The sequence below is a fragment of the Leucobacter soli genome (genome assembly GCF_042659205.1).
In the GTDB taxonomy this organism is placed as follows: Bacteria; Actinomycetota; Actinomycetes; order Actinomycetales; family Microbacteriaceae; genus Leucobacter; species Leucobacter soli.
The window spans coordinates 1-21,143 of the sequence record NZ_JBHSRW010000023.1 but is presented as its reverse complement, the minus strand read 5'-3'; the positions used below and the strand labels follow the sequence as shown (position 1 = coordinate 21,143).

The 21,143-nt window shown below is 69.6% G+C and carries 17 protein-coding genes; 9 read left to right on the top strand and 8 right to left on the bottom strand.

The window, feature by feature from the left end; all coding sequences use genetic code 11:
- The coding region (locus tag ACFPZL_RS03150; protein WP_382334691.1) for an aldehyde dehydrogenase (NADP(+)) at positions 1-1,425 on the bottom strand (1,425 nt) is incomplete at its 3' end.
- Between the two features lie 59 nt (positions 1,426-1,484).
- A complete protein-coding gene (locus ACFPZL_RS03145) occupies positions 1,485-2,507 on the bottom strand; it encodes an agmatine deiminase family protein (RefSeq protein ID WP_218114048.1) in 1,023 nt (340 codons plus the stop codon).
- Between the two features lie 256 nt (positions 2,508-2,763).
- Between ACFPZL_RS03145 and ACFPZL_RS03140 the strand changes: the two genes are divergently transcribed.
- Positions 2,764-4,356, top strand: coding sequence for an APC family permease (locus ACFPZL_RS03140; protein WP_218113989.1), 1,593 nt, complete (start codon positions 2,764-2,766; stop codon positions 4,354-4,356).
- Between the two features lie 79 nt (positions 4,357-4,435).
- Positions 4,436-5,221, top strand: coding sequence for a gamma-glutamyl-gamma-aminobutyrate hydrolase family protein (locus tag ACFPZL_RS03135; protein ID WP_218113990.1), 786 nt, complete (start codon positions 4,436-4,438; stop codon positions 5,219-5,221).
- 26 nt (positions 5,222-5,247) lie between these two features.
- On the opposite strand, the gene ACFPZL_RS03130 is transcribed toward ACFPZL_RS03135, so the two are convergent.
- Both ACFPZL_RS03130 and ACFPZL_RS03125 read right to left on the bottom strand, forming a co-directional pair.
- Positions 5,248-5,712, bottom strand: coding sequence for a flavodoxin domain-containing protein (locus tag ACFPZL_RS03130; protein ID WP_218113991.1), 465 nt, complete (start codon positions 5,710-5,712; stop codon positions 5,248-5,250).
- Positions 5,713-5,791: 79 nt separating this feature from the next.
- Complete coding sequence (locus ACFPZL_RS03125; protein ID WP_218113992.1) at positions 5,792-7,060, bottom strand: FAD-dependent oxidoreductase; 1,269 nt, start codon at positions 7,058-7,060, stop codon at positions 5,792-5,794.
- A gap of 211 nt (positions 7,061-7,271) precedes the next feature.
- Here ACFPZL_RS03125 and ACFPZL_RS03120 point away from each other — a divergent pair, with 211 nt between their 5' ends.
- The 4 genes from ACFPZL_RS03120 to ACFPZL_RS03105 are packed head-to-tail and all read left to right on the top strand — an operon-like array spanning position 7,272 to position 11,420.
- Complete coding sequence (locus ACFPZL_RS03120) at positions 7,272-8,489, top strand: cytochrome P450 (protein ID WP_218113993.1); 1,218 nt, start codon at positions 7,272-7,274, stop codon at positions 8,487-8,489.
- 31 nt (positions 8,490-8,520) lie between these two features.
- Positions 8,521-9,954 (top strand): glutamine synthetase family protein, encoded by a 1,434-nt coding sequence (locus ACFPZL_RS03115; RefSeq protein WP_218113994.1) that lies wholly within the window; start codon positions 8,521-8,523, stop codon positions 9,952-9,954.
- On the top strand, positions 9,951-10,670 hold the full coding sequence (locus ACFPZL_RS03110) for a substrate-binding periplasmic protein (RefSeq protein ID WP_236021730.1): 720 nt from the start codon (positions 9,951-9,953) through the stop codon (positions 10,668-10,670). The genes ACFPZL_RS03115 and ACFPZL_RS03110 overlap by 4 nt, the downstream gene beginning before the upstream one ends.
- Before the next feature lie 18 nt (positions 10,671-10,688).
- A complete protein-coding gene (locus ACFPZL_RS03105; protein ID WP_236021732.1) occupies positions 10,689-11,420 on the top strand; it encodes a gamma-glutamyl-gamma-aminobutyrate hydrolase family protein in 732 nt (243 codons plus the stop codon).
- On the opposite strand, the gene ACFPZL_RS03100 is transcribed toward ACFPZL_RS03105, so the two are convergent.
- Genes ACFPZL_RS03100 through ACFPZL_RS03090 form a run of 3 tightly spaced genes read right to left on the bottom strand, consistent with a single transcriptional unit; the run spans position 11,414 to position 16,708 of the window.
- Positions 11,414-12,142, bottom strand: a complete 729-nt coding sequence (locus ACFPZL_RS03100) for a cache domain-containing protein (protein WP_218113995.1) — start codon at positions 12,140-12,142, stop codon at positions 11,414-11,416. The genes ACFPZL_RS03105 and ACFPZL_RS03100 overlap by 7 nt on opposite strands.
- Complete coding sequence (locus ACFPZL_RS03095; RefSeq protein ID WP_218113996.1) at positions 12,139-12,936, bottom strand: FadR/GntR family transcriptional regulator; 798 nt, start codon at positions 12,934-12,936, stop codon at positions 12,139-12,141. The genes ACFPZL_RS03100 and ACFPZL_RS03095 overlap by 4 nt, the downstream gene beginning before the upstream one ends.
- 10 nt (positions 12,937-12,946) lie before the next feature.
- Positions 12,947-16,708 carry a multifunctional oxoglutarate decarboxylase/oxoglutarate dehydrogenase thiamine pyrophosphate-binding subunit/dihydrolipoyllysine-residue succinyltransferase subunit gene (locus tag ACFPZL_RS03090; RefSeq protein ID WP_218113997.1) on the bottom strand — a complete coding sequence of 1,254 codons (3,762 nt, stop codon included), beginning with the start codon at positions 16,706-16,708 and terminating at the stop codon, positions 12,947-12,949.
- Between the two features lie 271 nt (positions 16,709-16,979).
- Between ACFPZL_RS03090 and ACFPZL_RS03085 the strand changes: the two genes are divergently transcribed.
- Both ACFPZL_RS03085 and ACFPZL_RS03080 read left to right on the top strand, forming a co-directional pair.
- Entirely contained in the window at positions 16,980-18,404 is a 1,425-nt protein-coding gene (locus ACFPZL_RS03085; protein WP_218113998.1) for a hemolysin family protein, read from the top strand.
- The gene (locus ACFPZL_RS03080) at positions 18,401-19,447 is read left to right on the top strand and encodes a hemolysin family protein (RefSeq protein ID WP_218113999.1); all 1,047 of its coding nucleotides are present in this window, start codon (positions 18,401-18,403) and stop codon (positions 19,445-19,447) included. Before ACFPZL_RS03085 ends, ACFPZL_RS03080 begins: the two co-directional genes overlap by 4 nt.
- Positions 19,448-19,461: 14 nt before the next feature.
- Here the strand turns inward: ACFPZL_RS03080 and metX are convergent, their stop codons facing one another.
- Positions 19,462-20,667, bottom strand: a complete 1,206-nt coding sequence (gene metX / locus ACFPZL_RS03075; protein ID WP_218114000.1) for a homoserine O-acetyltransferase MetX — start codon at positions 20,665-20,667, stop codon at positions 19,462-19,464.
- 62 nt (positions 20,668-20,729) lie between these two features.
- Here metX and ACFPZL_RS03070 point away from each other — a divergent pair.
- Positions 20,730-21,143, top strand: a 414-nt coding sequence (locus ACFPZL_RS03070) for an EamA family transporter (RefSeq protein WP_382334687.1), incomplete at its 3' end; no start/stop codon positions are given.

Genomic DNA, 21,143 nt, shown 5'->3' with positions numbered 1-21,143 from the left:
GAACGCCGCGGGGGCGTTCTGGTAGGCCACCGGGCGCTGGAAGCGCGCGATGGCCGCCGTGCCGACCGAAGTGCTGCTGTCGTTGGTGGTCGCCGGCCAGGGGCCGCCGTGCTGCTGGGCGGGGGTCACCGCGACACCCGTGGACCAGCCGTTGAAGAGCACCCGGCCGACCTGCCGGCTGATGGCCGAGACCAGCGCGCGCAGCTCGCCGGCGTTCTCGGTCTCACCGGTCGCCTCGCGCTCGCTCAGGTGCAGGGTTCCGGTGAGGTTGCCCTCGTAGAACTCGGGCATGAGCGCGGCGAGGTCGGTGCCGGCCGGCACCTCGACCAGGATCGAAAGCGGGCCGAAGGCCTCTTCGACCAGTGCTTCGCGCCCGGAGCGGAAGTCGTCGAGGGAGACGGCGACGACGGTCGGCGTCGCCCAGCCCTGACCGTCCTCGTCGAAGCGGATCGCGCCCGCGAGCACGGGGCGCACGCCGGTGCTCGCGAGGATCGCGTCGCGTCGATCCGCGAAGCTCTGCGCGATGCGCGGGCCGAGCAGGCGATGCTCGGGCAGGTCGGTGCCGGTGGTCGCGATCGCGGCGGGAAGCGCGCTGCCCTCGGGGATGAACACGAACCCCGGCTTGGTGCACAGCTGACCCGCGGATCCGGAGACGCTGGTGAGGTAGCCGGAGGCGATCGCGTCGGCCCGCTCGGCGATGGCGTCGGCCGTGATGAACACGGGGTTGACGCTGCCGAGCTCGCCGTAGAACGGGATCGGCGCCGGCCGGGCGGCGGCGATGTCGGCGAGCAGACGGCCGATGCCGATCGATCCGGTGAAGGATCCCGCCTTGATGCGCGGATCCTTCAGGATCTCGACGCCCGCGTCGCGGCCGTGCACGAGCTGGAAGATCCCGTCGGGCATGCCGGTGCCGCGCAGAGCCGCGAGCGCGACCTCGGCCGTCGCGTCGCTCAGCTCGGGGTGCCCCGAGTGCGCCTTGACGATGAGCGGGCAGCCGGCGGCGAGGATCGCGGCGGAGTCGCCGCCGAGCACCGAGAACGCGAACGGGAAGTTCGAGGCCGAGAAGTTGATGACCGGCCCGAGCGGCAGATGGGTGCGCCGCACGTCCGGTCGGGGGCCGAGCACGAAGTCGGGGTCCGCAGGGTCGATGCGGGCGTCCAGGTAGGCGCCGTCGACCAGGGTGTCGGCGAAGAGGCGGAGCTGCACGGCGGTGCGGGTGACCTCGCCATTGAGGCGAGCCTCGGTGAGGCCCGTCTCGCGCATGGCGATCTCCACGAGCCGCGCCTTGGCGGCCTCGAGCGCGTCGGCGATCGCGACGATCGCGCCGGCGCGATCCTCTGGGCGGGTGGCTGCGAAGGAGGCGGCGGAAGCCTCCGCCGCGGCGACGACGGCTTCGAGCTCGGGGGAGAGGGCGGACTCGGTCATGTTGTGGATCCTCGGTGGTGCTGTGGCGGGTGGAAGGCCGTGGAGCAGGCGTCCGCGAGTCAGACGGCGGGCTGCTGCTGGGTGATGCAGTGGATGCCGCCGCCTCGGGCGAAGAGCGGTCGAGCGTCGAGGCCGATCACCTCGCGCCCGGGATAGAACTCGCGCAGCACGCCGAGGGCGAGGTCGTCGGCCGGGTCGTCGAAGGCGCAGGCGAGCACCGCCCCGTTGATGACGACGTGGTTGACGTAGCTGTAGTCCACGAATCCTTCGTCGTCGCGCAGCGTCTCGGGTGCGGGCAGGTCGAGGATGTCGAAGGCGGCGCCGTTGTCGTCTCGGTAGCGCTCGGCCGTCGCACGGTTGACCCGGGCGATCTCGTGGTCGGGGTGCGAGGCGGAGTCCTGCCGGTGCATGAGCAGCACGTCGGGGGTCGGGAAGACGGCGAGGATGTCACTGTGGCCCCGGGTGCCGAAGCGCTCGTGGTCGCGGCTGAGTCCGCGCGGCAGCCAGAGGGCGCTCGTCGTACCGATGGTCCGCTCCAGCTCGGCCTCGACGCGCTCCTTCGTCCAGCCGGGGTTGCGGCCGGGATCGAGCTGCACGGTCTCGGTGAGGACGACGCGACCCGTGCCGTCGACCTGGATCCCGCCGCCCTCGTTCGTCATCTCGCTGTCGATGAGCTCCGCGCCGGAGGCCTCGGCCACGATCCGACCGATGTGCCGGTCCTTGTCCCAGTGCGCCCAGTCCTGGCCGCCCCAGCCGTTGAAGACGAAGTTCACGGCGCCGAGACGTCCGTCGTCGCCGATCACGAAGCTCGGCCCGATGTCCCGCATCCAGGCGTCGTCGAGCGGCGCGACGAGCTGTTCGATGCCGCCGGCCAGGTACCGGCGGGCGATGCTCTCGTCGCCGGGGTTGACCACGACGGTCACCGCCTGGAACTCGCTCGCCGCGTTCGCGACGGACGCCCAGGTGCGCCGCGCCTCTTCGACCTCCGCCTCTGACTCGCCGAGGGCATAGCCCTCGGTCGGCCAGGCGAGCCAGAGGCGCTCCTGCGGATGTCCCTCGATCGGCATGCGCCAGCTCGTCATCATCGACCTCGTCTCTCATCGCGCGGTGTGCGGCTCGACTCAGTCTACGAGGGTGCCGGGCGAGAAATCTCGTGGTCCGGAAGGGCGCGTCGAAATATTCATTGATCGGTAGAAGATATATTTTCACGGCGTCCCGGATGGGCAGATTCATCGGCCTGGCTTATTGCAAACTAAAACATCTATGTGTAGGTTGATTCGTGACCGGGCTGCAGTCGGCACGCCCGGCGGGGAATGAGTACGAGGGAGTACCCGGACCATGAATGATCAGTCGACCACGGCTGTCGAGCACGACGAGGATGCCGCCCACCTGGCATCGCTCGGCTACAGCTACGACACTACGTTCAAGCGCGAGATGAGTTTCTGGGGGAACGTCTCGCTCGGCTTCACCTACCTATCGCCCATCGCGGGCATCTACGCGATGTTCGCCTTCTCGTTCATGGCCGCCGGCCCGCCCATGGCCTGGGCGCTGGTCATCGCCCTCGTCGGCCAGTTCTTCGTGGCGCTCATCTTCGGCGAGGTCGTCTCGAACTACCCGGTCGCGGGTGGCGTCTACCCGTGGTCGCGGCGACTCTGGGGACGCAAGTGGGCGTGGATGAACGGCTGGATCTACGTCGTCGCCCTCGTCGGCACCATCGCGGCGGTCGCCTACAGCGTCGCGCCGTTCCTGATCGACGCCTTCCTGGGGTACGACGAGGCGCGCCCTGCGCCCACCGCGGGAGTCACGGTGCTGGTCGCCCTCGGCGTCCTGCTCGTCGCATCCGTGCTGAACTACTCGGGGACCAAGGTGCTGAGCCTCGCGGCCACGGTCGGCCTCATCGCCGAGATGATCGGCTCGGTCGCCATCGGCGTGTACCTGATCATCCGCAACTTCGTGTTCCTGGCCGGCAACGACCCCGAGCACCCCGGCCACTCCTTCTCGGTCTTCTTCACGAACGAGATCACCGCGGCCGATGGCACGGTGACCGCGATCGGTGCCGATGGACCCTTCGGCAGCGGCGTCGGCGGCTACTTCGGCGCCTTCGCATGGGCTGCGCTGATCGGCATGTACGCCTACTACGGCTTCGAGGCCAACGGCGACGTCGCCGAAGAGGTGAAGGATCCCGGCCGCCAGGTGCCGAAGTCGATGCGCATGACGCTCTACGTCGGCGGCCTCACCGCGAACCTGCTGGTGTTCGCGCTCGTGCTCGCCGTGCCGGACTACTCCAAGGTCGCCGACGGCACCGTGGCGAACCCGATCAGCGCCGCGATCAGCGACGCCTTCGGCCCGGTCTTCCCGATCGTCATGATCATCGTGTGCATCGCCTTCATCTCGTGCGTCACGAGCCTCCAGGCGGCCGCGAGCCGACTGCTCTTCTCGATGGGCCGCGACGGGTTCCTCCCGGCCTCGCGGTGGCTGGCCCACCACACGCCGCGACGCGGCGTGCCGAGCAACGCGGTGATCACCGCGGCCGTGTTCCCGGCGCTGGCGATCCTGCTCTCGCTGTTCGCCGAGAACGCGCTCACCGCGCTCATCGCCTTCGGCACCGTCGGCATCTACATCGGCTTCCAGATGGTGGTGCTGGCCGCGCTGCGCGCCAGGATCAAGGGCTGGAAGCCGGCGGGCAAGTTCAAGCTCGGCGCGTGGGCGTATCCGATCAACATCCTCGCCCTCCTCTGGGGCGTGCTGGCCATCGTGAACATCTCGTTCCCGTGGCCGGTGAACGACAACACCTTCCTCGACTGGGCCGTGCTGATCGTGCTGCTCATCGTGCTGGTGATCGGCTTCGTCTACATGCTGGCCACGAAGGCGCACCTCCGCGGCGACGCCCCCGCGGGCGACGCCAGCGGAGCGATCAAGACCGTCGTCTGATCCGCGTTCGGGCGGCCGGCTCCCTCGCCGGCCGCCCGTTCGTCTGCCCGGGATCAGCGGAGAAGAAGGAGGAGCGAGCGTGACAGATCTAGTCGTCGACCCCGAACGTTTCATCCACGGCGAGGAGGATCCCGCCGGCCCGCTCATCCCCGTAGTGGTGTCGCTGACCTTCCCCGGGATGAACCGCAGCGCCCACGACCTCGCGCTCGACCTCACGGTCACGGCGTTCGACGAGGTGCGACGCGCCGGCGGCCGACCCCGGCTGGTGGACTCCGCCGCGGCGGCTCCCCCGGAGAGCGCGGCCGTGTGCGACGAGGCCGACGCCGTGCTGTTCCTCGGGGGCGGAGACGTCGACGTCCGCTGCTACGGGTACACGGGCCCCGAGCCGCGCGGCTACTACGGAGTCGATGCGGATGCGGATCGCTTCTGCCTCGATCTCATCCGCGAGAGCGTCCGGCGCGACCTGCCCGTGCTCGCGCTCTGCCGAGGCTCGCAATTGCTCAACGTCGCCTACGGCGGCACGCTGATCCCCGACATCGAGGACTGGCGGATCCACCGCGGGCCGGGCGGCGACGAACTGATGATCGACGAGGCGTTGACGCTCGAGCCCGATTCCCGCATCGCGGCGATCCTCGGCCGGACCGAGGCGATCGTGCGCAACGGGCATCACCAGGCGGTGGACCGGGTCGGCGAGGAGCTCCGCCCGGTCGCGTTCGCGGCGGACGGCATCGTCGAGGCCACCGAGCATCGGTCGGCGAGCTGGGTCGTCGGCGTGCAGTGGCACCCGGAGGAGGCCGGAGCCGACGTGGCCGATCGGCATCGGATTTTCGACGCGTTCGTGGAACAGGGGCGCGGCGACCGCTGAGCCGGTCGGGGCCCTCCCCGCGCGGGTTACGCGGGGACCGAGAGCCCGGCTACCTCGAGCACGCCCGGCAGCCACTCGAGCGCGATGTCGCTCGGCAGATCCCACGACGAGGCGTCGTGGCGGCCGTAGTCGCCGACCCGCTCGGCGCCCTGCGCGGCGAAGCGGCGATCGATGTGCTCGCTGCCCTGGCTGTAGGTCTCCTCGTAGAAGCTGTCGCCCAGGCCGAACATGGCGTAACGGACACCGCTGAGGTCGGGCAGCGCGGCGTCGAAGGCCTCCGCGAAGGGCAGCGCCGTGTTCGGGAGCTCGCCGTCGCCGTGGGTCGAGCAGATCACCAGGTAGAAGGTGTCGGCCCGGAGGTCGTTCGGGTCGAAGTTCTGCAGGTCGAAGACCTCGACCTCGTCGTGGGTCTCGCGCAGCTTCGCTCCGAGGTCGTCGGCGATCAGCTCGCTGTTGCCGGATTCGGTGCCGTAGAGGACGGTGATCTTCACTGTGGGTGGTCCTTTCGAAGTGGTGCCGCAGCGCGGTGTTCGGGCGCCGTGGTCGGATCGTGAGTCGGGGTGGGCCCGCTCAGGGTTCTTCTCGGGCGATGGCGACCATCGCCTCGTGGTCGGTGAGCTTGCGGCGGGCGCGGTCGTCCGGCGCGAGCTCGCGCTCGTGCTGTTCGAGCCGCAGCCACTGCTCGTAGGAGACGGCGCGCTCGTGCACGGTGCCGGGCAGGCCGTCGTAGCCGGGTTTGGGGTCGCCATCGAGCGTACCCGAGGCGAGGTCGGCGAGGATCTCGTCGGCTACGGACTTGGCGCACGCGCGGTTCTCGGGAATGGCGCCCCGAGGCCCGCGCTTCGCCCATCCGGTGCGGTAGAGTCCGGGGCGGATCCGGCCGGTCTCGGACGCCTGCTCCACCAGTTCGGCGAGCGCGTCGTCGGTGCGGGTGAACCCGATCGCGGTGAGCACGGAGCTCGCCGGGATCAGCTCCACGCCGGCCGCCGTGGTGATCTCGACGCCCTCGACCTTCCCTTCGCCGACGATGCGCAGCGGGGTGGAGCCGAAGCGGAGCGCGACCTCCGGACCGTCGTGGTGCGGGCGATCGGCGCTGACGAGGTCGGCGAGAGCGGCGAGCCGCGCGGTGGCGATTCGATCCCCGTCGACCGGCGACGTATCGCCGAGTTCGGGGGCCGAGTACCGCGCGCGGGGGAGCGCCGCGAGCTCCTTCAGCATCTGGGGGTCGCTCTTCGCAGCGGCCGGTGCGGACCGGTTCAGGAGGGTCACGCGCTCGGCCGGTGCGGAGAGGTAGGCGTCGAGCGCGTGGTCGGCGATGTCGCTGTCGATGTAGCCCGATCGATCCTTGACCAGGAAGCGGAGGAGGTCGATGGCGACGTTGCCGCCGCCGATGATGACCACGTCGTCGCCGAGCGCCGGCAGGAACGGGCGTTCGCCGGGGTGCGAGTTGAGCACGCGCGTGATGGTCCCGGATCCGTAGATGCCCGGGAGGTCCTCGCCGGGGATCCCGATGCGGGCGTCGTCGCTCAGCCCGGTGGCGAGCACCACGACGTCGAAGGCCGCGCACAGCTCGTCGAGGCCGAGGTCGCGCCCCACCTCGATGTCGCCGGCGAAGCGCACGGCCGGGTCGGCGAAGAGGCGATCGAACTGGCGGGTGATGGTCTTCGTGCTCTGGTGATCCGCGGCGACGCCGTATCGGATCAGGCCGTACGGGGAGGGGAGGCGGTCGAAGACGGTGATCTCGATCTCCTGCGCTCCGCGCAGCATCGCCTGCGCCAGGTAGCAGCCGGCCGGCCCGCTGCCGAGCACGGCGAGGCGTAGCGGTGATGGATGCGGCATGTCGGCTCCTTCGCAGTCAGCGTCGCGTGATCCAGTGTACCCATAAAGATTTAATTAGTGAATGTATAAATTCGCCGAGTATCAAGGCTGCAGGATATATCTTGAGAATTCGCTGGAGCGCTTGCGTCGTAAAAGATTCACGTATAGCGTATTTCTTGATAGGGCTCATGCGAGGTCGCGCGAGCCACGGATCTTCGACAAGGGAGTACGAATGACCGCAACGATCGACGAGGTCCCCTACCTCGACATCTCGGCCCCCGACTTCGCCATGAGTTCGGAGCAGGTGCGCGACGCGCGCGAGCGCAGCTGGTATGCGCGCACGAACTACGGCGTCGCGGTACTGCGCTACCAAGAGGTCACCGAGCTGCTGAAGCACCCGAGCCTCAACCAGGGCAGCGCCAAGTGGCCCGAGCACCACGGCGTCCACAGCGGCCTCTTCTACGACTGGTGGAGCAAGAACCTCCTCGTGCTCGAGGGCGACGAGCACCACCGCATCCGGCGGCTGCTCAACCCGGCCTTCTCGCCGCGCGTCGCCGAATCCCTGAAGCCCGAGTTCGCCGACATCGCGCTCGAACTGATCGAGAACATGAAGGCCAAGCAGGCGCGCGGCGAGCAGGTCGAGTACGTCGCCGACTTCTCCGAGCCCTTCGCCACCCGCGCCCTCTGCGCCATGATGGGCCTCTCGCACGAGCACTGGCCGTTCATCGCCGACCGGGCGAACACAGTGGGATACGCGCTGAGCGTCAGCATCAAGGAGGACATCGACCGGATCGACCGCGCCGTGCACGAGTTGTACGACTTCGTCGATACGCTCATCCAGGAGCGCACCGCCGAGCCCGGCGAGGACGTCGTCTCGCGCCTCATCGGCTTCACCGCGCACGGTGACAAGCTGAGCGACGCCGAGCTGCGCAACGCCCTCGTGCTGATGCTCTTCGGCGGTATGGACACCACTCGGAACCAGCTCGGGCTCATCGTCCAGACCTACATCCGGAACCCCGAGCAGTGGGAACTGCTCGCGCAGGATCCCGAGGGCCTCGCGAAGCCCGCGCTCGAGGAGGCGCTGCGCGTCAACCCGACCACGCGGTGGGTCACGCGCGAGGCAAACGAGGACTTCGAGTACAACGGCCTGCAGATCGAGAAGGGCACCACGGTGCACCTCTTCACCATGGCGAGCGGCACCGACCCGGAGGCCTACCCCGATCCCGAGATCGATCTGCTCGCCAAGGATCGCAAGCCCCATCACACCTTCGGCGGAGGCGTGCACCACTGCCTGGGCCACTACATCGCCCGCGCCGATATGAGCATCGCCCTGCCGCTGCTGGCGCAGCACTTCACCGATCTCTCCTGCCCCGGCGGAGACGAATGGCTGCCGGACTCCGGCAACACCGGACCCGTTCGCTACCCGCTCGACTTCAGCGTCCGCAGCTGACCCCACCGTCAGAGACGACGAAAGGAAACCCATGACCGAGACCAGCACCGGCGGGCGCTTCGGCGCGGCCCTGCGCGAGATCCTCGCCGACGACACCGCCTTCGACCGGCACCGCGAGGCGAACCTGCGCCCCGAGACGGTCGAGGCGCTCGGCGCCAAGATCCGCGAGTCGGGTGTGAAGTTCATCTACTACATGCTGCCGACGCTCGGCAGCCGGACGGTGGCGAAAGTGGTGCCGGCCGAGCTCTACGAGCGCATGCTGAAGAAGGGCATCGCCTTCCACCGCACCGCGCTGACGGATCTGCAGACCAGCCGAGAGGGCGAGCTCATCGGCGGCGGCGTCGACGCGCACGAGTTCTGGGGTCTGCCCGATCCGGAGACCTTCCAGGTGCTTCCCTGGGACACCGAAGTCGGCCGCATCTTCTGCACGGCGTACGATCCGCCCCATCTCGGCGCAGCGGGCGGCCGGCTCGTCGCGCTCGACACCCGCGCTCTGTTCAAAGCCTCGATGGCCGGATTCACCGAGCGCACGGGCCTCGAGCTGCGCTCGGGCCTCGAGCCGGAGATGACCTGGACCGGACCCGGTATCGAGGTGATCTCGAAGGACGACCAGAGCCCGGCCTACCAGGTCGAGAACCTCGAGAAGATGCGCCCCGTGTTCAAGAAGGTCATCGGCTACGGCCAGGCCCTCGACTTCACGATGATCCAGGGCGACTACGAGGACGACGGCCAGATCGAGCTCAACTGGGAGTACGACCGCTCCGACCGAACCGCCGAGCGCATGACCACGTACCGTCAGATCTGCAAGCAGGTCGCACGCGAGCTCGGCCTCCAGGCGAGCTTCATGGCGAAGCCCTACAACGGCAAGATGGGCAACGGCTGCCACCACAACCTCAGCCTCTGGCGGGTCGGCGACGGCGACGCGGTGAACGTGATCGAGGACGGCCGCGTCGAGCTGCACGCGACCGAGACCGCGCGCCACGCGATGGGCGGCATGCTGCTGCACACGCCCGGCTCGATGCTCGTCATGGCCTCGACCGTCAACTCCTACAAGCGCTTCTGGGATGCGGGCCAGTTCGCCCCGTCCGGCGCCGACTGGGGCCTCGACACCCGAGGCGTCGCGATCCGCATCTCGGCGAACGGCCGCATGGAGTACCGACTGCCCGACGCGAGCGTCAACCCGTACCTCTCGCACCTCTACCTGCTCGCGGCGATCGAGCACGGCCTCGAGGCGCAGATCGACCCGGGCGAGCCGGGCGAGCTGAGCGACGCGGCGAACGGAGGCACGGTGCCCAACACGCTCGGCGCCGCGATCGAGGCGTTCGAATCGGACGAGTACCTGATGAACGCCATGCCGGAGGAGCTGACCCGGATCTTCCTTCAGCTCAAGCGCGACGAGTGGGCCCGCTATTGTGGTCAGATCACGCAGTGGGAATTCGATCAGTACTGGGAGGCGATTCCGTGAGCACCGCGAACGACGCGCGCATCATCCGTCTGGCATGCATCGACTCGGCCGCGCTGCCGCTGTTCGACAAGAGCCCCGACGGCGCGACCCGCGCCGGCTACGAGCCGGAGGCGGCGGCACTCGTCGCCTCCCGGCTCCCCGGCGGGGCCGCCGAGATCGAATGGGTCATGCTGCCCTGGGAGGACATGATCCCCGCCGTGCGCCGCGGCGATGCCGATGCCGTGTGGTGCGGCCAGGGGATGACCGAGGAGCGCGCCGCACTCGTCGACTTCACGCGCCCCTACGCCGTGTTCAACGAGACCCTCATCGTGCGCGCCGACGACCCGGCGCGCTCGCCCGAGCAGCTCGCCGGCTACCGGATCGGCGCCATCGCCAACTCGACGAACATGAAGCTGGCCGAGACCTTCCCGGGTGTCGAGCTCGTGAGCTTCGGCGCCAGCGACGACGTCTTCAGCGACATGATCGAGGCGACTCGTTCGGGCGAGGTCGACGGCTTCGTCGACGACGACGTCGTGATGATCCCGCTCGGGCAGGAGGACCCCGATTTCGTCGAGGCCTTCACCGTGCCGACCGGCAACCGGTGGGGGATCGGGGTCGCGCCGGGGGCCGACGCCCTGCGCGAGGAGATCGACACCGCGCTCGCCGCAGTGATCGCTGACGGCTCGCTTGAGGAGGTCTGGAAGAAGTGGATGCCGCTGCTGGCGTTTCCCCTATGAAGTCGAGGAAGCCGATCGATGAGCACTGAAATGCAGAGCGGGCGTCGGATGCCGCGCATCGCAGTCACCGGCATGTGGTCGAACCAGATCCACGGGTTGCGCTTCGACGGCAGCGCCGTCGCCGCGGCCGTCCTTCGCTCGGTCGTGCGGGCCGGCGGCGACCCGCTGACGCTGTTCGCCGAGCACCCGGCGCCCGCGGCCGAGCGCCTGCACGGATTCGACGCGCTCCTCGTACCCGGTGGTTACGACGTGGATCCGCGCCGCTACGGGGAGGAGCCGCTCGAGACGACCGTGCCGGCCGACTTCTCGGCGCAGGACGACTTCGAGGCCGGGATGATCGCCGCGGCCGTAGAGCAGGGGATCCCCGTGCTCGCGATCTGCCGCGGGTTCCAGCTGCTCAACGTCGAACGGGGCGGCACGCTGGTCCAGGATCTCGAGGCGGACAGCCCCCATCGCAACAGCGTCCACGAGGTGGTGCTCGCGGAGGATTCGCGACTGGCCACGGTTCTGGGGGCCGAGCAGCTGTCGGTCTCGTCGTACCACCACCAGGCCGTCGGCCGCGTCGGCGCCGGGCTGCGCGCGGTCGGCACGGCGCCCGACGGCATCGTCGAGGCGCTCGAGTTCGAGGATCCGGCCATCGAGCTGCTCGCGGTGCAGTGGCACCCCGAGGACTCGGCCGCGGACGACCCGCGCCAGCACGCGCTCTTCGCCTGGCTGGTCGAACGGGCCTCCCAGCACGCGGCTCAGTAGACCGGGTGCTCCCGTACCAGGATGTGGACGCCGTCCGTGGCTTCGGAGAGGGGCTCGAAGCGGGTGCCCTCCGGGGGTACCGCCACGCGATCGCCGGGCAGGTAGTCGACCGAGTTGCTGAGCAGGACGTTGCCCCGCCGGCTCAGCAGTGCGATCTCCGTGTCGCAGGCGAGCAGTGTCGGCAGCAGGGCGCGCTCGAGGTCGTCGATCTGGATATCGGTACCGACCGCGCCGACGCGCCGACCGCCGACCACGGCCGGAACGGTCAGCGTCATGATGTACATCTCGACACCGAGGTAGTCGATGAACGGGCCCACGGCCGCGCTCCGCCCCTCCGAGAAGGAGCGCGTGAACCACTCGTGCTGCTCGTAGTCGTAGTAGCGGTCCGCACCGGGCACGACGCCGAAGGAGTAGCGTGCGAATCGGGACTCGTCCTCGCGCACCCACCATTCGAGGCGGCCGCTGTCCGTACCGAGCGCCGAATGCGCGAAGATGAGCCCGCAGCCGTCGACGACCGGGTGCTCGGCGAGGAACCGGGCGGCGGCGGCTTTCATGCCGCGTCGTGCGGCCGAGGGGAGTTCGAGGGTGCCGGCCTCATCGAAGCCCAGCCCGGAGATCAGCTCCTCTCCGAGCTCCGCGAGATGCACGAAACGATCGTCGAACCACGCGCTCAGCGCGGCGATCGTCTGCTCTGCGTCCACCTTCTCCGCGTGAGGGTTCACAGTTTGCTCCTCGAGTTGGCGGCCCGCCCGGTCTCCTCGATGCCCTGGAGCGACTCGGGCAGTGCGAGCTTCGCCGCGACGATCGCCCGGATGTTGCTCATGATGTGCGCCTCGGCGACCCGCCAGGCATCGTCCGCCCGGCCCTGCTCGATCGCCATGACGAGCGCGAGATGATCGGTGAACGCGTCGTGCGCCGAGACCCGGGCCAGCCCCTCGCTCCAGAGGAGCGGGGTGATCTCCGACTGCAGGCGCTGCTCGGCCGTGAGCAGGCGCTGCGACTGGCTGAGCACGGCGATCTCGATGTGGAAGCGGCTGTCGCTCAGCGTGAGATCCTGCGCGCCGCGCGCCTCTCTGGCGCGGAACGCCAACTCCGCGAGACGCGTCGGCCGGGCGGGCGAGGAGCGGAGCGCGGCGAGCCTCGCGGCCGAGGCCGAGATCGCGGCGTGCTCGTCGGCGAGATCGCGCAGCGCGACGATGCTCGTGGTCGCGAGCGCCTGGCGCAGCGAGTGCTGGCTCGGGAACGGGGCCTTCACGACGAAGGTGCCGCCGTTGCGCCCCCGTCGCGTCTCCACGATCCCCTGCGCGCGCAGGCTGGCGAGCGCCTTGCGCAGGGTCGCCACTGCGACGCCGAACTGATTCGCCAGCTCGATCTCCGCCGGCAATCGCTCGCCGACGGCCAGCATGCCGAGCGAGATCGCCGAAGCGATCCGCTCGGCGATCCCGCCGACCTGCTGGCCCGACACCTCATCGGCGTCCGCGGCGACCGCGGAGCTCGACAGGATCGGGGAGCGCATGATCGGTCGCCTACTCGGTGCCGAAGCTGAGCGCCTCGGCGATCAGCTTCTCCTGCTCGAACGCGTGCACCTTCGCGGAGCCGGTCGACGGCGCGGCCGAGGCCTTGCGCGAGACCACGCGGATCTTGTCGTTGTCGAGGCGCTTCGCGAGCACGAGCGAGATGAACGGCCAGGCGCCCTGGTTCTCGGGTTCGTCCTGCACCCACACGAGCTCGGCGCCCGGGTAGTTCGCCAGCACGCGCGCAAGTTCGAGCGCGGGCAACGGGTAGTACTGCTCGACGCGCACGAGCGCGACGCGCGGATCCGGCTTCTTCTCGAGCGCGACGCGCAGATCGTAGTAGACCTTGCCGGAGGTCAGGATGACCCGGGTCACCTCGCTCGGGCTGGCCTGCGCATCGTCGATCACGGGCTGGAAGGAACCGCTCGTGAAGTCCTCGACCGAGGAGGTCGCGCCGCGCAGGCGGAGCATCGACTTCGGGGTGAACACGATCAGCGGCTTGCGCGGGCGCGCATAGGCCTGGCGGCGCAGCAGATGGAAGTAGTTCGCCGGAGTCGAGGGCCGGGTGACGACCATGTTGTTCTCGGCGCAGAGCTGCAGATAGCGCTCGATGCGCGCCGAGGAGTGATCCGGCCCCTGCCCCTCGTAGCCGTGCGGCAGCAGCAGCACCACGGAGGACTGCTGACCCCACTTCTGCTCGGCCGCGGCGATGTACTCGTCGATCACGCTCTGCGCCCCGTTCGCGAAGTCGCCGAACTGGGCCTCCCACAGCACGAGCGCGTCCTCCCGCTGCAGCGAATAGCCGTACTCGAAGCCGAGCGCGGCGTACTCGGAGAGGAAGGAGTCGTAGATCCAGAACCTCCCCTGGTCCTCCGAGAGGTTCAGCAGCGGGAACCATTCCTGGCCGTTCGCGCGGTCGTGGAACACGGCGTGGCGCTGCGCGAACGTCCCGCGGCGGGCGTCCTGCCCCGAGAAGCGCACGGCCGTACCCTCCATGAGCAGCGAGCCGAGCGCCAGCAGCTCGCCGAAGCCCCAGTCGATGCCGCCCTCGCGGCTCATCTCGACGCGCTTGTTCAGCAGCTGCTGCAGCTTCGGATGCACGGTGAACCCGGCGGGCGGGTTGCCGTGCGCCTCGCCGACGCGCTCGATCACGCTGCGATCCACCGCGGTGGCGACGTCGGAGATGACGGGCAGCTCGGTTGTGGCTGGCGAGGCGATCCCGCTCCGGTCGACGACCGGGATCGAACCGGTCTGCGCGGCGTGAGTCTCGAGGAACGCCTGCTCGAGCCGGCTCTGGAAGTCCTGCTTCGCCTTGTCGTACTCTTCCTCGGTGATGTCGCCGCGGCCGACCAGGCCCTCGGTGTAGAGCCGACGGGTCGAGCGCTTGGCCTCGATCAGGTCGTACATCAGCGGCTGGGTCATCGAGGGGTCGTCGCCCTCGTTGTGCCCGCGGCGCCGGTAGCAGATCAGGTCGATGATCACGTCCTTGTGGAAGCGCTGGCGGAACTCGTACGCGAGCTGCGCCACGCGGACCACCGACTCCGGGTCGTCGCCGTTGACGTGGAAGATCGGCGACTGCACGACCTTGCCCACATCGGTCGAGTAGACGGCGGACCGGGAATCCTGCGGCAGCGTCGTGAAGCCGACCTGGTTGTTGATGACGACGTGGATGGTGCCGCCGGTGCGGTACCCGCGCAGCTGCGACATCTGCAGCGTCTCGTAGACCACGCCCTGCCCGGCCATGGCCGCGTCGCCGTGGACCAGGATCGGCAGGGTGGTGAAGGATCCGATCGGCTTGAGATCCTGCTTCGCGCGGACGATGCCCTCGAGCACGCCGTCGACGGTCTCGAGATGCGAGGGGTTCGCGGCGAGGTGGATCGGCACCTGCGTGCCGTTCGGGGCGGTGAAGACGCCCGAGGTGCCGAGATGGTACTTCACGTCGCCGGAGCCCGTCTTCTGCGCGGTCCCCTCGAACTCGCGGAAGATCTGGCCGTAGGTCTTGCCGGCGATGTTCGAGAGCACGTTCAGACGGCCGCGGTGCGCCATGCCGATATCGACGCTGTCGACCCCGTCCTCGGCGGCGTCGATGAGCATCGCGTCGATCAGCGGGATGACCGATTCGCCGCCCTCGAGGCTGAAGCGCTTCTGGCCCACGTACTTGGTCTGCAGGAAGGTCTCGAACGCTTCGGCCTCGTTGAGCTTCTCGAGGATGCGCATCTGCTCGTCGCGGGTCGGCTTGGCGTAGGGCACCTCGACCTGCTCCCGGATCCAGGCCCGCTGCTCGGGGTCCTGGATGTGCATGTACTCGATGCCGATCTTGCGGCAGTACGAGTCGCGCAGCACGCCGAGGATGTCGCGCAGCGACATGGTGGGAGTGCCTCCCATGCCTCCGGTCGGGAACTGGCGCTCGAGGTCCCAGAACGTGAGGCCGTGCGACTCGATCTCCAAGTCGGGGTGGGAGCGCTGCACGTACTCCAGCGGATCGACGTCCGCCATGAGGTGGCCGCGCACGCGGAACGCGTTGATGAGCTCCTGCACCCGCGCCGACTTGTCCACCGCGCCGGTGAGGTCGACGTGGATGTCGTTCGCCCACTGGATCGGCTTGTAGGGGATGCGCAGCGCGGCGAAGATCCCCTCGTAGAAGCCGTGCCCGCCGATCAACCGCTCGTGCACCTGCTTCAGGAACTCGCCGCTGCCGGCGCCCTGGATCACGCGGTGATCGTAGGTGCTCGTGAGCGTGATCGTCTTCGAGATGCCCAGCCGGTTGAGCGTCTCGGGCGCCGCGCCCTGGAACTCCGCCGGGTACTCGAGCGCCCCGGCGCCGATGATGGATCCCTGGCCCTGCATGAGGCGCGGCACCGAGTGCACCGTGCCGATGCCGCCCGGGTTGGTCAGCGAGATGGTGGTGCCCTGGAAATCGGCGGCCGAGAGCTTGCCCTCCCGGGTGCGCTTGACCAGATCCTCGTAGGCGGCGAGGAACTCGTTGAAATCGAGGGTCTCCGCGCGCTTGATCGATGGGACCATGAGCGCTCGGGTGCCGTCGGGCTTCGGCAGGTCGATCGCGATGCCCAGGCCGATGTGCGCCGGGGCCACGATCGAGGGCTTCCCGTCGACCTCGGCGTAGGCGACGTTCTGGCTCGGGAACTCCTTGAGCGTCTGGATGAGGGCCCAGCCGATCATGTGGGTGAACGAGACCTTGCCGCCGCGGCTCCGCCGCAGGTTGCTGTTGATGACGAGGCGGTTGTCGATGAGCAGCTTCGCCGGGATCGTGCGCACGCTCGTCGCCGTCGGCACCGAGAGGCTCTCGTCCATGTTCTTGGAGAGGGTCCGCGCCATGCCCTTGAGCGGGGTGACCGCGTCCTCAGCGGCCTGCTCCGGGATCGCGCCCGTAGCGGGTGCGGTGCGCGGCGCGTCGGCGGGGATCGGCGCCTGGCGCGGGGCGACGTTGGTCGTGCGCGAGGGTTGGATGGGGGTGCTCGTCGTGGTCGGGGGGAGCGTCGTACCGGTGCCGTTGGCAGCCGCCGCCGGTGCCGCATGCGCCGGTGCCGCCGGAGCGGTCGCGGCCGCCGGCGCGGCCGCACTGCCTCCGGCACCTCCGTCGGCGCCGCTCGCATACTTCTCGAGCACCGGCCACCAGGACCGATCTACCGAGGCGGGGTCGGCGACGTACTGCTTGTACATCTCGTCGACCAGCCAGGCGTTGGCGCCGAAATCCGAAGTGTCGTTGAGTCCTGCGGAGCCTTCGTTGCCCTCAGCCAAGGCGATTCCTCTCATCGTGGATAGACGCAGCAGCGGGCGGCACGGCTCCTCTGCGGACTCCGGGCTCGCCCTGGATACCAGCCTACGCCTTTTCGCAAGCCGATACGGCATGGTTCTCGGCCCGATCCGAGCCGGGCTTTGCTACAGTTGTGCCGATCATGGATTCACCGAGTCGAAGACCCGCGGAGGCCGCCGAGCCTCCGAGCGCCAGCGAGGCCGCCGAGCCTCCGAGTCCCAGCCGCGCATCCGCGCGGCCCTTCGCACCGTCACCCGGCGGGCCCCACCGATGAACGAGTGGTGGCTGCTGGCAATCGGCCTGATCCTCACGTTCGGCACCGGCGTCTTCGTCGCCGCCGAGTTCTCGCTCGTCGCCCTCGACCGGCATGAGCTCGAACGGCGCCGCGACGCCGGGGAATCCGGGCTCGACCGCGTCATCGCCGGTCTGCGGATCACCTCGACGCACCTCTCGAGCGCGCAGCTCGGCATCACCATCACGACGCTGCTCGCCGGGTACACCCTGGAGCCGGCGTTCAGCGCCATGCTCGAGGGTCCGCTCGCGGGACTGGGCATCCCGGAAGGCGTCCGCCGGCCGATCGCCGTGCTCGTCGCCGTCGCGGCGGCGACGCTGCTCTCGATGGTGATCGGCGAGCTGGTGCCCAAGAACTTCGCCATCGCGAAGCCGCTGCCCACCGCGCAGGTGGTCATGCCGCTGCAGCATGCCTTCACCGCCGTGTTCCGGCCCGCCATCGTCGTCCTCAACGGCAGCGCGAACGGGCTGCTCCGCGCCATAGGCATCGAGCCGAAGGAGGAGCTCTCGGGTGCGCGGACTGCTGAGGAGCTCTCCTCGCTCGTGCGCCACTCGGCGAGCGCCGGGCTGCTCGAGGCCGATACGGCGACGCTCCTCGATCGCACGCTGCGCTTCGCCGAGCACACGGCCGTCGACGTGATGACCCCGCGCACGCGGATCGAGAGCATCCACCGGCTCGAGCCGGCCTCGGCCGTGCTCGAGCTCGCCGGTCGCACCGGCTTCTCGAGGTTCCCGGTGATCGACGAGGACCGCGACGACGTCGTCGGCGTCGTGCACGTGAAGCAGGCCGTGGCCGTGCCCCGTGCGAAGCGGTCCGAGGTGCCGGTCGCCGCGCTCATGGAGGAGCCCGTGCGAGTACCCGAGACGATGCACCTCGACCAGCTGCTCGAAGACCTGCGCACGCAGGGGTTCCAGCTCGCGATCGTGGTCGACGAGTACGGCGGCACGGCCGGGCTCGTCACCCTCGAGGACCTCGTGGAGGAGATCGTGGGAGAGGTCGCCGACGAGCACGACCGCGCGCGCGCAGGCGTCGTCGGCACCGCCTCCGAGATGACGCTCCCGGCGGATCTGCGGCCCGACGAGGTGCGCGAGCAGACGGGCATCGAGATCCCCGACGGCGACGACTACGACACGATCGCGGGCTATGTGCTGCTCGAGCTCGGGCGCATCCCGGTGGTCGGCGACGAAGTCGCGCTGCACGGTCCCGACGGCACCGACGGCGGGACCCTGCGCGTCGAGCGCATGGAGGGACGCAGGATCGCGCGTCTGCGCTACCTGGGTCCGCCCGTCGAGGGGATCGCGGACGAGGCCGCAGCCGCCGGATCGGACACCGGAAGGGCCGATGCGGCCGATCCCTCCCGCCTTCGAGGCCCTGGGCGCGACGCAGAGGGAGGTGCGCGATGAGCGACTGGCTCGGCATCGTCTGGCTCGTGCTCCTGCTCGTCGCCAACGCCTTCTTCGTCGCCGCCGAGTTCGCGGTGATCTCGGCGCGCCGCTCCCAGATCGAGCCGCGGGCGGAGGCCGGCTCCAAGCGGGCCAGGACCGCGCTCTACGCGATGGAGCATGCGACCCTGATGCTCGCCACCAGCCAGCTGGGCATCACCGTCTGCTCGCTGCTGATCCTGAACGTCTCCGAGCCTGCGATCCACCACCTGCTCGAGGGGCCGCTCGAATGGACCGGCCTCTCGGCGGAGGTCGTCTCGGTGGCGGCGTTCGTCATCACGCTGCTGCTCGTCTCCTACCTGCACGTCGTCTTCGGCGAGATGGTGCCGAAGAACGCGGCGTTCTCGATGCCCGATCAGGCCGTGCTGCTGCTCGCACCGCCGCTCGTGTGGGTCTCCCGGCTGTTCCGGCACGTCATCGCCGGGCTGAACGCCATCGCCAACGGCGTGCTGCGGATCTTCGGCGTCGAACCGAAATCTGAGGCGAACGCCACCTACACGCTCGACGAGGTCGCGAACATCGTGAGCCACTCGACCCGGGAGGGAGTGCTCGAGGATCGCAGCGGCGCAGTGAGCGCCGCCTTCGAGTTCACCACGAAACGGGCGATCGACCTGGTGGTGCCGCGGGAGAAGCTCCTGGTGCTGCCCGTCGGAGCGACGCCGGAGGACGTCGAGGCCGAAGTGGCGCGCCACGGCTACTCGCGCTACCCGATCGGCGACGCCGCCGGAGCTCTGGCGGGATACGTGCACGTGAAGGATCTGCTGCGCATCTCCGCGGATCGGATCGCGGAGCCGATCCCGCCGAAGCGCATCCGCGAGATGCTCACCCTGCGCCTCGACACCGACCTCGAGGACGTCCTCGCGCGGATGCAGGCCCGCGGCGTGCATCTCGCCCGCGTCGTCGACGCCTCGGGCGCCGAGCTCGGCGTGGTGTTCCTCGAGGACGTGCTCGAGGAGCTGGTCGGGGAGATACACGACGCGACCCGTCGGCAGCGGTACGAGTAGCGCCGCCGCCCGGCCTACGCCGTCAGGAGGCGTGCGAGCTCCGCGCCGACACGGGCGTGCTCGATCAGGAACGCGTCGTGACCGAACGGCGAGTCGAGCCGTGTCGCGAGATCGCCGTCGAGGCTGCCCGGCACGTGCGCCGCGATGACATCCTGCCCGTCGAGGGTGAACAGGCGATCGCTCGGGATCCCTATCACGAGCGTCGGGAGCGTCAGCCCGCCGAGCGCCTCCGCGACCCCTCCGCGCCCCCGTCCCACATCGTGCGAGTTCATCGCCTGCACGAGCGTCAGGTAGCTATTGGCGTCGAAGCGTCGTGTGAACTTGTTGCCGTGGAAGTCGAGGTAGCTCTCGACTGCGAAGCGTCCGCCGCCGCCCAGCGGGCTCACCGCGGACTGCCAGGCGCGCCCGAAGCGCTCGTCGAGCTCGGTGTTGCTGCGGTAGTTCAGCAGGGCGAGCCGCCGGGCCGTCGCCAGCCCGTGGTGCGGGCCCACGCCGTCGGGGGCGTCGTAGTAGTTGCCGCCGCGCCAGGCGGGATCGGAACGGATCGCCTCGAGCTGCACGAGGTTCAGGCCGATCTGATCCGCCGTCGTCACCGGCGGTGCCGCGATCACGGCGAGGCGATCCACTCGCTCCGGGTGCATGATGGCCCACTCCAGCGTGTGCATGCCGCCCATCGAACCGCCGATCACGGCCGCGAAGCGGTCGATGCCGAGCTCGTCGGCGAACGCCGCGGTGGCCGCCACCTGATCGCGGATGGTGAGGTACGGGAAGCGCGCGCCCCACTCGTGCCCGTCGGGATCGAGGCTGGCCGGTCCTGTCGTCCCCTGACAGCCTCCGAGCACGTTGGGCGCGATGACGCAGTAGCGATCCGTGTCGAGCGCCTTGCCCGGGCCGACCAGCTCGGACCACCAGCCGTCGGTCGAATGGCCGGGGCCGGCCCGGCCGACCAGATGGCTGTCGCCGGTCAGCGCGTGGAAGACGAGGATCGCGTTGTCGCGCCGCTCGTTCAACTCGCCGAAGGCCTCGTAGGCGAAGCGCACGTGGGGAATCTCCGCGCCGGCCTCCGTCGTGAACCGGCCGATGCTCGCGAAACGGCGCTCGCCGACGGGGTCGCCGTCGCGCCAACCGCCGCTGATCGGCGGCCGGCCGATGATCGCCCGCAGCTGGGCGTCGGTGATGAAGTCGGTCGGGGCCGAGTCCTCGGGCGTCTGCCAGTCCATAGCTGACTATTCTGCCCGGCACGGGCGCCTCGCGCAGGTTTGTTACGGGTAGAGTGCTGCCGATGGCCAGCGATCCCACCCGCCGCGCGCCCGCGAGTCTGCTCGCGGTCGCCGCGATCTTCAGCGTGCAGTTCGGCAATGCGGTCGTCGGCTCGCTGTTCGACCGGGTCGGGCCGCTCGGCGCCGCCACCCTGCGCCTCGGCCTCGCCGCGCTGATCCTGCTCGTGCTGATCCGGCCCCGGACGCGCGGCTGGACCGGCCGCACCTGGCTCGGCGTCGTCATGCTCGGAGTCGGCATGGCGGCCATGAACGTGTGCATCTACCTCGCGATCGAGGAGATCCCGCTCGGGATCGCCGTCACGATCGAGCTGATGGGTCCGCTCGCCGTCGCAGCGGCGGGGATCCGGCGCCCGCTCGACGCCGGCTGGGTGCTCCTCGCCGTCGGCGGCATCCTGCTGCTCGGTCTGCAGCGCGGA